This window comes from Rhodovastum atsumiense, from assembly GCF_937425535.1.
GTDB classification, from domain to species: domain Bacteria; phylum Pseudomonadota; class Alphaproteobacteria; order Acetobacterales; family Acetobacteraceae; genus Rhodovastum; species Rhodovastum atsumiense.
Window position 1 is genome coordinate 148,574 of record NZ_OW485603.1, and the last position, 14,466, is coordinate 163,039.

Annotated in this window: 16 protein-coding genes; 1 reads left to right on the plus strand and 15 read right to left on the minus strand. The window is 66.9% G+C overall.

Annotated features, from left to right (window positions below; translation table 11 throughout):
- Positions 1-12 precede the first annotated feature (12 nt).
- The 15 genes from NBY65_RS30675 to NBY65_RS30745 all read right to left on the minus strand — a co-directional run bounded on the left by NBY65_RS30675 (position 13) and on the right by NBY65_RS30745 (position 13,222).
- Positions 13-1,053 carry a TraU family protein gene (locus NBY65_RS30675; protein ID WP_203330728.1) on the minus strand — a complete coding sequence of 347 codons (1,041 nt, stop codon included), beginning with the start codon at positions 1,051-1,053 and terminating at the stop codon, positions 13-15.
- 21 nt (positions 1,054-1,074) lie between these two features.
- Complete coding sequence (locus NBY65_RS33970; RefSeq protein ID WP_150045303.1) at positions 1,075-2,310, minus strand: TrbC family F-type conjugative pilus assembly protein; 1,236 nt, start codon at positions 2,308-2,310, stop codon at positions 1,075-1,077.
- Positions 2,311-2,330: 20 nt separating this feature from the next.
- Positions 2,331-2,867, minus strand: a complete 537-nt coding sequence (lepB, locus tag NBY65_RS30685) for a signal peptidase I (RefSeq protein ID WP_150045304.1) — start codon at positions 2,865-2,867, stop codon at positions 2,331-2,333.
- A 2-nt stretch (positions 2,868-2,869) separates the two neighbouring features.
- Entirely contained in the window at positions 2,870-3,337 is a 468-nt protein-coding gene (locus tag NBY65_RS30690; protein WP_150045305.1) for a hypothetical protein, read from the minus strand.
- A gap of 99 nt (positions 3,338-3,436) precedes the next feature.
- Entirely contained in the window at positions 3,437-5,887 is a 2,451-nt protein-coding gene (gene traC / locus NBY65_RS30695) for a type IV secretion system protein TraC (protein WP_150045306.1), read from the minus strand.
- The gene (locus NBY65_RS30700) at positions 5,887-6,510 is read right to left on the minus strand and encodes a DsbC family protein (RefSeq protein ID WP_162530865.1); all 624 of its coding nucleotides are present in this window, start codon (positions 6,508-6,510) and stop codon (positions 5,887-5,889) included. The genes traC and NBY65_RS30700 overlap by 1 nt, the downstream gene beginning before the upstream one ends.
- A gap of 221 nt (positions 6,511-6,731) precedes the next feature.
- On the minus strand, positions 6,732-7,094 hold the full coding sequence (gene traA / locus NBY65_RS30705) for a TraA family conjugative transfer protein (RefSeq protein WP_150045308.1): 363 nt from the start codon (positions 7,092-7,094) through the stop codon (positions 6,732-6,734).
- 167 nt (positions 7,095-7,261) lie between these two features.
- Entirely contained in the window at positions 7,262-7,927 is a 666-nt protein-coding gene (gene traV, locus NBY65_RS30710) for a type IV conjugative transfer system lipoprotein TraV (protein ID WP_162530866.1), read from the minus strand.
- An 8-nt stretch (positions 7,928-7,935) separates the two neighbouring features.
- Positions 7,936-9,372: a TraB/VirB10 family protein gene (locus tag NBY65_RS30715; RefSeq protein ID WP_150045310.1), complete on the minus strand. Its 1,437-nt coding sequence runs from the start codon at positions 9,370-9,372 to the stop codon at positions 7,936-7,938.
- A 1-nt stretch (position 9,373) separates the two neighbouring features.
- On the minus strand, positions 9,374-10,204 hold the full coding sequence (locus NBY65_RS30720; RefSeq protein WP_162530867.1) for a TraK domain-containing protein: 831 nt from the start codon (positions 10,202-10,204) through the stop codon (positions 9,374-9,376).
- A 379-nt stretch (positions 10,205-10,583) separates the two neighbouring features.
- The gene (locus tag NBY65_RS30725; RefSeq protein ID WP_150045312.1) at positions 10,584-11,204 is read right to left on the minus strand and encodes a TraE/TraK family type IV conjugative transfer system protein; all 621 of its coding nucleotides are present in this window, start codon (positions 11,202-11,204) and stop codon (positions 10,584-10,586) included.
- The gene (gene traL / locus NBY65_RS30730; protein WP_150045313.1) at positions 11,201-11,482 is read right to left on the minus strand and encodes a type IV conjugative transfer system protein TraL; all 282 of its coding nucleotides are present in this window, start codon (positions 11,480-11,482) and stop codon (positions 11,201-11,203) included. The genes NBY65_RS30725 and traL overlap by 4 nt, the downstream gene beginning before the upstream one ends.
- Positions 11,482-11,979, minus strand: a complete 498-nt coding sequence (locus tag NBY65_RS30735; RefSeq protein WP_150045314.1) for a hypothetical protein — start codon at positions 11,977-11,979, stop codon at positions 11,482-11,484. Before NBY65_RS30735 ends, traL begins: the two co-directional genes overlap by 1 nt.
- Positions 11,976-12,647 (minus strand): hypothetical protein, encoded by a 672-nt coding sequence (locus NBY65_RS30740; protein WP_150045315.1) that lies wholly within the window; start codon positions 12,645-12,647, stop codon positions 11,976-11,978. Before NBY65_RS30740 ends, NBY65_RS30735 begins: the two co-directional genes overlap by 4 nt.
- A complete protein-coding gene (locus NBY65_RS30745; protein WP_150045316.1) occupies positions 12,644-13,222 on the minus strand; it encodes a transglycosylase SLT domain-containing protein in 579 nt (192 codons plus the stop codon). Before NBY65_RS30745 ends, NBY65_RS30740 begins: the two co-directional genes overlap by 4 nt.
- A gap of 597 nt (positions 13,223-13,819) precedes the next feature.
- On the opposite strand from NBY65_RS30745, the gene NBY65_RS30750 reads away from it, so the two are divergent.
- Positions 13,820-14,266, plus strand: coding sequence for a hypothetical protein (locus tag NBY65_RS30750; protein ID WP_150045317.1), 447 nt, complete (start codon positions 13,820-13,822; stop codon positions 14,264-14,266).
- The last annotated feature ends 200 nt before the right edge of the window (positions 14,267-14,466 follow it).

A 14,466-nucleotide genomic window follows, 5' to 3' on the forward strand; every position in this document is an offset into this window, starting at 1 on the left:
GCGTGGCGTTCCTTACAGCAGCTCAAGACAGCAATCGACCCAACGCCAGATCAGGAAGGTGCCATCCTCACCAATGGCCGGAATCTGGCGCCAGTCGCCCCAGACCAGGGTGGTCTGACCGATGACGTGCTTGCCGTTGGCTTCTGCGCGCGGCCAGAACAGACTCATCCGGTACTGCGACTTCGCCATGAAGGGATCGGACGCTCCACCGCACACCATGTCGTCGCCCATGGTACGGGTCGCCAGGCCCCGCCGGTGCTGCACCGCGAGGCCCCGGGTGGCCAGCAGGCTCATGGTGCTGACCGGGGAGATCTGGCCGATGGCGTTGCCGGACAGCGGATAGATCGCGCCCCACGAGCCGGCGCACCAGAACAGGGTATCGAGATTGGTGCCGGCAAGCGCCGCGGCGGCATCGCCGAGGCAGGCCATCTGCGCGGGTGGCAGTGCGACGGCGGCGGATTCCGGCGCGTTGAAGAAGGAAAGCTCGTCGTAGGTCCAGGTCGGATCCACCTCGCTGAGGAACAGGATGTCGAAATCGGACAGCATGCCGCTGAAACAGCGCGGGCTGTAAAACAGGTCGAGCATCCGGAAGATCGGGAACGAGTACATGTGGAAGTGGAAATACGAACTGTCGCCGTGATCGCCGTCACCGCGTCCCTTGGTGCCGACCGTGAGCGGGTCCACGGCGGGCAGCATGATGCCGCCCATGCTGGGGGAGCACCCGGGTGTCCGCACGATCTCGGCCACCTGGAACGGCATCCACATGCCGACGGTGATGCCGGGATGCGGCACCGCGCCGTCGTTGCACACGCAGACGGTGTTCGTGGCGGCGCCGGATGGCACCGCGTTGCTGGCACCGGCGATCGTCGCCCCGCCAATCCGGATCGGGAAGACGCAATCCCAGCAGATGTCGGTGATGATGCGGGCGCTCAGCACGCTGCCGTCACGGCAGTCGGGGCGGCTTGCCGCCAGCGCGACCGTTCTGCCGAGCCCCATCGCCAGCACGAGGACCAGCAGTCCGGCTGTCGGGGTCCGTCTCCAGGCGCGCCACATCTCTCGCCTCCGCCTTTCGTCTCACTGGAGCCGCAGTTCAGCCGGACCGATTTCCCGCACCCGCAGGAGCGCCCCCGCCTGCTCGATCACGCTGGGCACGACGCGCAGGTCCAGGCGCTGTGCCAGCTGCGCCTGCAGCAGGTAGAGCGGCTGGCCGAGCGCTTTGACGCTGGCCTGCCACCCGTCCCAGCTGGCGGCACGGTCGACCTGGGTGGTCAGGAACAGCGTGGGCCGTCCGTCCTGCGTGCGCCGCAGCGCCCAGGCGAACTGTGCCGGGTCGGTGACGTCGAACACGATCAGCCGGCGCCGCCAGGGGTGCGTTTCCAGCGTGTTGATGCGGGTGCCGGCCGCGGCGATCACCTGTCCCCGCGCATCGTGCACTGGCGCGGATAGCCAGACCGTCGGATCAACCAGCCGCTCGGCGCTGCGCGCGGCCGCCGGCAGGGTCACCAGCGCCGCCCGCTCCCAGAACCGCCGATAGGCCTGCTCCTGCAGCCCGGCGACGTCCAGCCGGGCGGCTTGCGCCCGCATCAGCTCCCCAAGGTCGACCTCCGTCACCTGCACCGCCGGACCCATCGCTTCCGAGACCGGCGCACGCGCTTCCGCCAGGTGCCGCCGGAACGCCGCCAGCGCGACGGAGCCGCGCCACTGCGCGCCGGTGACCGGATCCCAGATCGTCGGCACCTCGGACACCCCGGCCTGACGGAAGGCCGGTGGATCGACGTCGATCGAGGCGCCTTGCACCCGCTGGCGCAGCAGCGGGGCAAGCCGGCGCACCGCGTCGCCAATCCGCTCTCCTGGCAGCACGCCGCGCACGACCACGCGGGTATGACCGTCCGCCATCGCCTCACGCAGGGTGTCGGCTAACGCCGCCTCGCCCATCGACCAGGAGACGAACAGCACCAACTCCCGCTCCTGCGGGGGAGCCGGCGTGCCGGCATCCACCGGCGCTGGAGTCTCGGCAGACCGGGCCTGCGGCGTGGTGCGGGTGGCCGCGCTGGCCCGGTCCAGGACCTCCGGGATGCCAGTAGAGGGAGGGGCTGCTCGCAGCGCCGCCGCGGCCGCCTGGGCGCGATCCAGCATCGCCTGGCCGTCCTCCCGCCCCCTGCCGGTAACCTGTTCGGCCTTGCGGGTGAGGTCCTCGATCAGCGCCTGGGTTGCCGCGTCCACCGGACGCCCCCGCAGGAATGCGAAGCCGTCATCCGCCAGACCGGCCAGCGGCCAGGCAAGCACCAGGGCGATCAGGAGCGCACACACAAGCGAGGCCCGAACCTGCCTCACAGCACGCCCCAGGCCTTCCCCTGCATCTTCCAGAGCGGGACCGGGCCGTAATAGCGGCTGTCATAGCTGTCCACGGTGGCTCCCATGGCCCAGACATGGCCCGCCGGCACCACGACCTCGCGCTCCAGCGCCGCCGGTGGCGTGCCCAGTTGCTCGGCCAGCAGCAGGCCATACCCGACCACGACGCCGTTGACCTCGGTCCGCTCGGCGCTCACCCGCACCCGGTCGCCCGGCAGGCCGAGGACCCGCTTGGCCAGCTTCGCCCCGCGCGGCTCCAGCGGGGTCTGCGCGTCGGCGCGGTAGACGACGATGTCGCCCCGGCGGAGGTCGTCGCCGTGCCGGGCGCGGTCGATCACGAACACCCGGTACCCGGGCAGGCACTGCCGCTCCTGCACATCCACCGCCAGCTGGAAGCGCCCGGTCAGGCCGATCACCATCATCCCCACCACCCAGGCCGCCGGCAGCGCCTTGACCAGGAACAGCGCTGTCGACCAGGCACCGGTGCCTTCACCGGACGCGCTCGCACCCGTCATGCTCACCTCCCTCGCCCAGCCTTCAGTGCGGCCGCCAGTGCCGCGGCCTCGCCGATGCTGATGTCCCCCGAGCGGGTACCGGCGTCCGCCGGCCCGGGCGACGCCGGCGGGCTGGCAGGCTCCGGAGGCAAACCTGCCGGGGAGGCCGAGGTCGTCGGAACGGCGGCCTGGCCGAGCGTCAGCGTCAGGTCCATCAGGCGGCGATCCGGGGGCATGGTCAGCGCCGGAGGCATACCCACCAGCGCGTCGGCCTTGACTACCAGAACGCCCTGCCGCGCCAACCGGCTGGCGCTCGCCGTGTAGGACTCGGCGAGGCCCTTCAGCACGTCCGGTCGGACGCCCTGCTCCAGGGCGGTGAGGAACATGCTGTAATCCGCCACCACGACCGGCGGTCGGTCGGTCAGGGCGTTCTCCAGCCGCCACTCCATGATGCCGATCGCCAACGCCGCCCCGGCCAAGGCCCCGATCACCGCCGGGTACCACCCATCGCCACCGCTGCCGGGTGCCCTGTGTCCTGGCTTGGGCTTCGATGCAGGTTCCACCTCCTCCACCCTGTCGTGCTCCGGCCGCTATTCCGCCGCCAGGCGCGCCTGCGCCGGGCTTTGCCGGTCCCGCAGCACCGCCTTGATGGCGTCCGTGACCGACAACCCGCGCCTTCGGTACTCGGCGATCGCCGCCCGGTCTGAGGGCCGGGTCGAGTAGAGCAACTGGGTGAACGCATCGACGATCAGTCGCCCGACACCCTCGCCGCGGTCGCTCTTCACGTAGATCTCCGAATAGGTGCCGGGGATGGTATGGACGCTGCGCAGGACCTCGACCGCGAACGGATTGAAGGCCAGGCGCCCGGCGGCCCGCAGCTGCTCGATCGTCTCCGGCTTCTGACCCAGCAGGAACATGTTGGCCGAGTTCTGCACGATCGCCTGGCCGACCTGCGAGGTATAGAAATCCGCCATCGACTGGGTGATGGTCACCGCCGCTCCATTGTATTTTCGGAAGCGCCGGTAGCCGGTCTCGATGAAGCGTCCGACCTCGCCATCCGTCAGCAGGTCCCAGGCCTCGTCGATCAGCACCAGCTTCTTGCGGGCGGGATCGCCCATGAACATCTCCTGCTGGATCGCATAGATCAGCATGAGCAGGATGATGCGCTGCAGGTGCTTGCGACTGCGCAGGTTCTCCAGCTCAAGCACGCTGAAGCTGCCGCCGAAGGCAACAGTGTTCGGGCCATTGAAGAACCGGCCGTGCTGACCCTGGGAGGTAAACGGATAGAGGCGAATGCCGACGTCGCGGATCCGCTCATCCTCCGCCGCCTTCAGCTTGTCGGCGATGTCATCGATAGTCATCGCCGTGCCCTTGGCGGCGTAGGTTTCGCGCATGATGCGCGAGAGCTCGGCCCGCTGCAGATCGGACAGCACCTCGGTCGGCGAGGCCATCGCGGCGACCACGGCCTCGAGCACATCGACTTCCTCGTCGTAGTTCTGGATCAGCGGAAACGGGTTGAAGCAGATCCCGTCCTCACCGACATCGACAAAGGCGCCGTCGAGCACCTCGCAGAGATTGGCATAGGAGCGGCCGACGTCGATCACCCAGACGATCGCCCCCTGCGACAGGTAGCTCGAGATCATCTCGTTGGCGAGGAAGCTCTTGCCGCTGCCGGACTCGGCGGCAATCGTGGCGTTGTAGTTGGTGGAGCTGTCGAACAGGCAGACATTCATCAGCGCGCCATTGCGGCTGACCAGGGTCAGCGAGCCGGTGCCGGTGCCCTCCCAGTCGGAAAAGATCGGCGCCAGACGGCCGACATGCTCCGTGGTCATGGTCCGGTAGCGGCCGAGATCCCGGAGCGCCTCGCGGCTGGCACAGAACGGGAGCGCGTTGAGGAAGGCCGCCAGCGCGATGAAGCGGTCCTGCATCAGCACGAACATCGAAGTGGCCCAGAAATTGGTCGCGCCCACCCGATCCTCCTCGGCCTTGCGCTGGGCGTCGGTGCAGCGTTCTGCGAAGGACCCCGCCGTGCCGACCGCGGAGGAGAACAGCGTCACGCTCAGCCAGCCACGCACGACCCGGTGCCCCGCCTCCAGCGACGCCAGCAGCGCCTCCATGTCCCGGGCCCGGCTTGCCACCTGCGGCAGCCACCGTGCCAGCGGCCCGGTCGCCTGGGCCACCACGTAGTTGCGCTTCGAGGTGATCCGCGCCTTCTCGGCGCCGGCCGGCGGGAAGTACACGTTCAATGTGATCATGAACGGGCAGCGCAGGCCCTGCGAGCCGGTCACCGGATCGCCATAGTACCGCGCCGCCAGGCCGAACGGAATGTCGCGCGGAAACGCCTTGGGTGACAGCACCGACACACGCACGTCGTCAAGCCAGAGCCCGTCGCGATCGATGCGGATATCCGTCCCGGAATCGAACACCTGCTCGGACAACAACAGGTCCTCGCGCGCGACATCACCGCCGAGCACCCGCCAGCTACCAGCGGCCGAACGGTTGACGATCGCGCCGAGGTGCTGGACGAACTCGTGCTGATCCATGGGGGACGGCTGCAGGCCGATACCCTTCAGGCCGTGCTCGACGCGCCAGCGCAGCTTCGCCACGTCGTTCAGCTCTTCCCGGGTGACGGGCGCCCCCTGGGCGCGCACCTTGCCGACGACGTAGACATCGAAGCGGCGCAGGATCAGACCGCTCTGGCCGGCAAAGGATGAGTCGACCCGCTGGGACAGGAAATTGATCCGAGCGTCGACCATCTCCCGCAGCACCGCCTGCTGCGGGCCGCCGCTCCGCAACGCCCGGATATCCTCGAACTCACGGAACAGATTGGGGGAGGACACCAGGCTGATCTGCAGCAACGCTTCGTCGGGCCAGCCATCGACGGTCAGGGCCCGCAGCCTTTGCTCGATCCGCTCATCCCCTCCCGGAAGCCCACGGCAGACCCAGCCAAAGGCCAGGCTATGGTCGCCGCAGTAGAAGATCCGGGTCTCCTCATCATAGACAAGGACCGGGATCAGATCAGCCGGGTGTTCGGCCTTCATCAGCCGCGTGCCTCCGCCAACCAGGCCGCCAGGTTCCCGGGCAAACCTTCCTGTCGCACGCCGTCATCGCGGATCAGGAAGGGCACGGCACGGATCTGCAGCAGGCGGGCGAAGATCAGGCGCTTCTGCAGCGCCGCGACCTCGCAGCCGGAATTCTCCGCCAACGGGGTCTGGAAGCTGTGCGTCAGCAGGGCTTTCAGGGCGGCATCGCGATCCTGCGCACAGTGGAGGTTCCGCACCACCCGCATCGACTCAGGCCCGAGTAGGGCAATCGGCATCACCACGAACTGGTGGGTCCCGCCCTGTGCCAATGCCGCCACGTCACGCAGGACGCGCTCGCAGTACGGGCAGAACGGATCGACAAAGACAATCACCTGCCGCTGTCCGGTGCCGATCCTGAACGGCTCGAATTCGGGCACCATCTGGGCCAGTGCCCCGAAATTCACTGTCTCCGCGGCGGCCTTGATCTCTGGCAGGGTCTGCAGTTCGCGCCCCTGCCAGAGGTCGTGGATCGTCCCCCGCAGCACATAGCGGCCATTGCCGGAAACAAAGTAGACGCCTGACCGTCCGGCCAGGGTAATCGCCTGGAAATCTCCGGCATTGAGCGCAACGCGTCCGGTCATCTGTCCGTTCAGGGCACCTGGCGATGCGCCGAATGGGTCCGACACGACGACGGGGGGCTGCCCGGAGGATAGCTCTTGCGCCTGACCGGACGGCACCCCGCCGGAGACCACCAGCATCGTGAGCGCCAGCAAGAGGTGCCGGACACGCCCGGACACCATGACCGCTGCCTTGGAACGCCCAGCCATCAGCAACTCCTCTCGCGGCGCTTTGGGCATGGCGGTCAGTTGATGATCCGTGCGGCGCGCACCAGATCCACGACCGGGGCGCCGGTCGATACGGCCGCCGGCAAGGTCGCCACGAAGATATTGGTGACGATCGCGGGTGTCGCATACAGGCCCAGGCCACCGCCCACGCCCGTGGCGAACGCCATCAGCGACTGCCGCGCGATGCCGATGGCAATGCCGACAATCACCATCGCCACCGTCACTACGCGGCCGAGCGTACCTTCCACCCAGCCCTGCAGCTGCGTCCACATCGCGCTGAACTCGGCGCCGCCGGTGCCGGCATCGCTGTGGGATGTCGAGAGCAGCAGCATCAGCGCAGCCAGCATGCTGACGCCGAACACCATGTTCCGATGGCGCATAAGCTTCTCCATTCTTCGATGATCGAGCCTGCAAGATCGGCTCTTGTGGAGAATAACGGACTGCCGTGGGCAGTGCATCAGGCCGAATTTTCGGCGTACCGTAACTCAGCAGAAAATAGCCGGGTTACGTGCAGGCGATGTTGCTAATTCGAACTTTCGCTTAAACGTTACCGGACCCGGCTGGCGTCGGGCGCGGTCTGCCAGAATCCACCGCTCGGTGCGGCCGGCTGCATGCCTCCGGCCGCGGCGGCAACAGGGCGCACCGGCGGCACATCCGGCCGCCTTTCCGCATCCATTTGCCTTTGCGACGGCGGCGGCATTTGACCAGGCTTCTCCGCCGGCGTGCCGGCACGCGACGGCGCGGTGACGTCGACCGGACGCAATCCCCCGAATGCCACCACCGGCCGCGAGCCAATCTGCCAGCGCCGCTCACGCAGTTCGGTGAAGATGTAGCCGCTCATCATAAGATCGCCCTTGTCGTCTTCCCAGGGCGCCACCCAGATCCGCATGATCTCGGGCGGACTGCGCAGAGGTAGGGTTCCGTCGCCCGCCAACGCTACGGGCAGGACATGCAGCGATGCCGCGGAGGGCGTGGGAGGATGCGGTTGGCCGCCAGCGGTACCAACTGTCGGACCGGAGGAGGCGCTGGGTTCGCCACCGCCCGCATCGGGCGCGATCTCTCCCGCATTGACATGATCGCGGTTGTTCGTGGCCTCGTAGACCTGCCGCACCGAACCACAGACGCCAGTGCCCATTTGCGGGCAGCTTCCGGTGGACTCATACGGGAACACCGTCCCGCATCCGGCCAGCGCCAGCACGCTGGTCGTCAGCATGAGCTGTCTCACCATCCCTTGTCTCCTCCGCCCATTCGCTGCGGCAGCTTGACCTTCACGGCGCGCGTGAGCACGACGTCGACCTGGCGGCCGGCATTGATCTCGATCACCGGGAACATCGCGACCGCCTGCTGCAGGTAGAATTCGGCAACCCGATCCAGGCCCTTCGCCGCGCCGGAGATCATGCCGCCTTGTGTCTGATTCTGGTACTCCTGCAACGACAGCTGGCCAGACCGGCTCACGCCCACCGTGTAGCTCTGATTGGCGTGTGCGAAGGCCTCGGCAACCCCCTGCATGATCCCCACGACGAGCGACCGGGCGATGAAGGCACCCTGCTTGCTGACCACCGGCCCACGCACACCCACGCGGCCAGTTTCATCGGTGACGTAGCCCTCAATCCGCTCGTGAAAAGTCTCGCCATTCTCCAATACGCACGACAGCTCCTCCGTACGCAGGTAGGCGCGCTCGGCGCTCAGATCGCCGAAGCCCGACAGGAGGACGAAGCACTCCCGCTGGTCGGCGTCATGGCGGTTCGGCAGGATGGTGTTGTGCTTGATCCGCAGCAGTGCCGGCATCGGGTCCCGGCGGGCGTTCTGGGCGGTCGGCGCATCCAGGCCTGTCAGCAGGACCCCCGAGAAGGTCCCGCCGGGCCCGAGCTCGAACACCGGGTAGGGATCGGTGGCATCCGGTACGGTGGCTGCGGGGCTGGCCGCCGGCTCGGCGGTATAAACCCGCAGGCGCGGCCCAGCTGCGAGGCCAGGGACCGCGGCCGGCAGGGTGCCGGCGGGACGTGGCTCCGTGACGGGCTGCGGCCGGTGCGTCGGTGCCGACCAGACCGTCTCTGGCTGCAGGGCGGCGGCGATACCAGCCCCACTCGGCAGGGCGACCGGGAGGACCGACGCAGGGAGGTCGGGCCGCACGGCGATGCCGCCCCGCGGCGTCGGCGCAGCGGGCGGGGTTGGTGACGATCCGGCCACCGCGACGGTGCTGGGCTGTGCCGCCGGGGCCGCAGCACGGGGAGCGGTAGGTAGGGAAGGAGTTTCCACCGGACCCGGTGGTGGTGGCATGGGTGGCCCAGCTGCTGGGGGCGCCGGCGGTCCCGCCAGAGGGGCCGGGCTGCGCTGCTGGATATCCCGCATGCTCTGCGTCAGTTGCTCGATCGCGCGCGTCTTTTCCGCGAGGTCGCGCTGCAGCTTCTGGACAGCGACGGTCAGGCTCTCAACCGTATCGTCGCCTTCGCGGCCGTTGATCAGTACCTGGCCGACATAGCCTTTGCCGGTGGTATCCCCCACCCTCGGTGGTTTGGCGGGAACGAACACGACCACGAAGGTCACGAACAGCGTGATCAGCACGCCGACGACGGCGATGCGGCGATATTTGGGAGGAATCCGGTCCAGGATCTCGCCGAGCGTCCTGGCCAGCCCGTTCAGGGGGGTGCTCGCCATCTCACTTCCCTCGCGAAACCAGCACCGGCCGGATCTGCGAGCGGTCCTCCTCCTGTGCCGGGATCCGGCGTGCGATGTAGATCTCGCTCGCGCCGCCCGCCGGAACCAGGGGGGACGGGCTGAGGGCAACCGACATCACCTCCGCGCCGCCGCACCAGCTCTCCACGAAATCCACGGCCTCCGAGCGCGGGTTCGCCACCACGCCGACCCAGACTTCGATCCGCGATCCCCGCAGGTACTGGCCCCGGGAGAAATCCACCCGAACCGGACCGGGGGCACAGACGGGCGCAGTCGCCTTTGCCGGCGGCTGTCCGAGCAGTTCAAAGCCATGCGGCACGCGGCCCAGCGCCAGCCCCCGCATCAGCGTGCGCAGCATGTCGACATAGGCCTGCCCCCGCTCGAACTTGTCGGCCGCCGTCACATCCTGCGGCGCCCGCCGGCCGGGGCTCCGGGCCACCAGATCCGGCGGCAGCTGCAGCTCGAGGTGAACGGGCGGCATGTGGGACGGCACCAGCGTGGCGCTGAGCGCGACGCTCTCATCCCCCTCTTCGGTGATGAACATCGATACCGGGCCGTCACCGGCGGGTGTGACATAGACCACCCCACCGCGCACCTCGATGCCGTCCACGGCTTCGGTGGACACCTTGGCGCGTTGGAACGGGGTGACGATACGGTTCGGCCGGCCGGCCGAAACCGGGAAGATATTGGCTTCGCCCGGCCGGACCACCACGGTCGCCACCCCCGTGCTGATGAGGGATTGCTGCGCCGGGGTCGGCTTGGGGATCGCCGCCGCGGTTTTGCGGAGTTCCGCCGGCACGGAAGGGGTCGGCACCGCGGCGGCGGCTATTGGCCGGGGGGGCCTGGTGTCAGCGCTGCTGGTTTCTGTAGAAACCAGAATACCCGGCTGTCGCTCCGTCCTGGCCGGAGGTGACGCGCTCACCGGCAGGGTGGTTGGCGGCCGGGTCGTCAGGGGGACCCCGGCGATCATGCCTCCGCCTGGTCGCACGATCTCAGGCGTGCCGGCGCCTCTGGGCGTCGCTGAGGTCGCTTCGGATGCTGCCGGCCGTGAAACCGGTGGTGGTGCAGCGCGCGCCGCGGAGGGAACGGCATCCGGGGGTGGCGCGTCGTCGGCCTGCGCTCCTCCGGTCACCATCACGGTTGCCGCCACCAGGAACATCAGCCGGCTTGGCCGCGATCCCATGATCATTGCGTCAGCCCTTCACCGGCGAGGCGCTTTTCTCGCGTTGCTTCATCTGCTCGAGTACCTGCTCGGTGCGCGGCCCGCCCTCGTACGAGCGCAGGCCACAGACCTCGACCCGGTAGTTGCTCACCCGGATGACGAACTCGAAGGTCCTCTGGTAGCGATTCTCGGTCCCCATCACCGCCCGGTTGACCGCCTGGCCGTTCACGAAGACCTTGCCAGTCGCGTCTTCGAACAGCACCGAGCGGGGCTCAAAGCTGATCGCCACCCGCTCCCGGGTGATCGTCGCGGCCTGCTCCGACAGGGCCAGCATCGCGTCGGTATAGATGGCCGGACAGAGGATCGGTCCGATCCGGTCCTTGATGAAGGTCACCGTATCCGGGGTGACGTTGCCGAACGTGGTGGAAAGGTGAAAGGCCCAGGCCTCGAGATAGGGTCGGTTGGCGGCGCTTTGGCTGACGGTGTCCTCGCGCCCTCCGTCCGGCGACATCATGACCACCGTCCGATCCACGCGAATCAGGGCATAGCTCAAGGCCACCACGGCGACGCTTTCCCCGATCAGCGCCGCCATCAGGATCTTCGCCGCGGTCTGGGCTGCCGCCCAGTTGGCCATGGCGCTGGTGAATCTCATGGCAGCAAGGTCCGGATGTACGGATTGATGAAGCCTGGCCCGCGTGCCGGATAGATGCCAAACCAGTACATGGCATGCAGGACGTAGAATTCCGGGCGCCCGTCGCGGTACTTCTGGTAGCCTGCCATCATCGCCAGGCCGGCAATCACAAAGATCACCACGTTGCCGAGCAACATCCCGAAGCACAGGAACAACAGCGGGACCGCCACGTCATCAATCCGCCATAACAGGAAGCGGGGTGGCTCATCCGCGGTCTCGGGAAACAGCACGCGCTCCATCAGGCAGCCTCCCTGATCGAAACATGCTGGCACACCGGGCAGGCGGGCCGCGGTACCCTTTGGCTGTGCCAGTTCGGTAATCCGCAGCGCTCGCACGGTCTCAGGCTGATCTCACCCCGTTGCCACGCCATATAGAGGCTCAGGGCATGCTGCGCGGAGAGCCGGTCCCGGCGTCCGGGGGCAATCACGTCCTGGAACGCGCGGAATAGTCGGTAGGCCGCCAACATGCGCGCGACAGCATCATGCTCCCTGCGCGAGCGCAGGACCCGCCAAAGACAGGCCCCATACAGGCTGCCTTGCAGGACCATGCTCCGACTGGTCCACAGCCGCTCGGGTGCCCGCACACGCACCTGCTTGTCCAGTTCACGCGCCACCCGCCGGGCGAAGTTCTCCGCGATCCCCGTCAGGTCCGCCACGGTACCGGGCGATGCTCCCTGCCGAATGAGGTAGGCGGTCGCCGCCTTGAGCCTGATCTCCTCGAGCGCCTCCAGCTTCATGCGCCGCTTCTCATTTTCAGCAGGTCAGCGATCGCCTCGAAACGGTCCAGTGGGCTCCATCGCGGCGCCAGCAGTCGGCGCTCGCAGAGCGGCGTGGTCGTCGTCCAGGGGCGTGTTGACACCAGCCAAAGCGGCCAGCGCAGCAGCAGGTCATCACGCTGTTGAACCTGCAAAGGCGTCAGGCCCAATATCACCTCGACCAGGAGAGGATCGGAGGCGGTCCGGATCAACATTACCAGCACGGCTTGCAGCTGGAGCTGCAGGTTGCGAGCCTCACGTGCCGGGGCGTCTTCTGCCGGCGGCAGTGGGCTGGCGATGATTGGAGGTGCGCCCGGCCGGAAACTGGCGAAGGCGAATGGTTCACCGGCGACTTGGGCGCACGTATCCGGCTGCTGCGCAATCTCGCAGGCCCGAACGACGGCTTCCGGCGACAGACCGTGCGCTTTTGCCGACCGCTCCACCCCGATCGCGCGTGTTGAAGCCTGGAGCAAGCGGAGGAAGATCTCGTTCAGATCGGCCACGAGGTCGAAGGTGTCGGCATCGGGCTCCGTGGCGTCATCATCCTGGATACGGCAACCAAGCGACCTGGTCCGACTCAGGAGAGTCCGTGGATAATTCAGCTCCTCTTGTGTCTCAATCTGGCGCTTGGGGACTGGGCGGTTTCTCATGTCAGGCGCTCCCGGCGACGCAGCGAGGCCACGCCGACCAAACGCAAGTACAGTTGCCAGACCGCCGTGCCGTACCAGCGTGCCCGCCACGGCGTCCAGGAATGGTAGCGGCCGAGCCCCATCAGGAAATCCTGTGGTGCGGAGCGGAGTGCGTGACCAAGGATCTGCCCGCCCACCAGAACGTTCGTCGTCGGATCAAGGAGGTCGGCCGCCCGGGTGACCCGGTGATGATGCGCCGCCCAATTGACCTGCATCAGGCCGATATCGACGTTCATGCTCGTGGCAATGCCAGCCAGCTGGCGCTCCGCCTCGTCGCGGCTGCGCGCCCGCACATCACGGCCAGCATACCCAAGCGTCCAGGGATACGGCGCCATCCGCCCGCGGCCGTCGCTGAGCCCGGATTCAAACAGGGCAATGGCGTAGACCAGCAGCGGATCCTCGACACCTGCCCGCCTGGCGGCCTCTGCCCAGACCGTATCTCGGAAATCGAGCTGGCTGTGCTCATCCGCGGCATAGGCGCCACCACGGGGCGTCAGGCACGCGGGGAGCAGCAGCAGAAGCGATCGACGTTTCATGCATCCGGTCGCCCGTTGTGGTTTTGCAACGCTACTGTGACAAAGCGTGCGCGCAGGCCAGTACTTTTTTCGTGTGCCGTTGAAAGCGACTGAGCATCTTGTCGGCCACGGGGTAAAAAATGCACACGGCCAGCTAATTCCTGGCACCTGAATCAAACAATACTCATCAAAATGATGCTGCACCGGCAGGTGATGACCAACGATCGGATCCGCGCGGCCAAGAGTCACCGCTATTAACAAACGATAACAAAATGCGGGCGGAGCCCTTTTTAATTCGAGTCTGATCCGACCCAAACTTCGGGAAACACCGTGTCAAGCGTCTCAATTTCTCAACCCAGGCGGTGGCTCGTCTCAAAGCTGCCGCTGCCGAAAACAACCGGGAGTAGATCATCACAAATTTGCTATCGCCCTGAATCGGCTGCCACAGCAAATTTGTCCTGGAAATTCCTTAGGGTACGGCTATAGGGTCGATCTCTCCTCGGAATGAGAGACGCGGCCACAGTTCTGCCTGCAATCGTAGATTGATCATTCGGGCTGCGCGCCACCGACGTGCGGCGCCGCATCGGTGGCAGTGACGACGTAAGGAGCGCAAGCAAGATGACCCCCGCCGCCAAGTCGATTTGGCTCTGTCTGATGGCTGCTGCGTGCGCAGCGCCGCCTCCCACGCCGGCATCGGCGTTGGCCATTGTAACTGAAGGTCCCAAAACATTACTTGGTCCGACGACCGCCAAGGTGCCTGTCACCCGGGCCGGAGCGGCGCTTCTCGTGGCCCATGTCGAGCCGGTTTTGCGTCTGCATCCGGCGCCAGCGACCAGGCACGCGCCGGTGCGCGATTTTCCCGACGCGTCGGCAAACGGCGCGTCTGACCATAACGGATTGTTATTGGCTGTGAGTCCTTTATCGGACGAGGTCGACGAAATCGCCAGTGCGCTGCGCCGCTTTTGCCATCACTGGCCGTTGGCCGATGACCTGACCTTGCTGGTTTCCCGTCGCATCATTGCACCGAATGATGTGACCAGCGCCCTTTGCAAATCCTTCGACTAGAGGCGGCAACCAGCATCACACGAAAACGTGAGCTTAATGTAGCTAATTCGTAAAGAAAGAACCCGCCGCTGAGGAAGCGGCGGGCGCGCACACAAAGAGCACCAGTAGATACGAAATCTTTCCGAGATTCGGGTCGCATGTTTTGTGCGGGATTGCAACGTTAAAGTTGCAGATGCCCTCGCTCGCCCATTCCTCAGCGG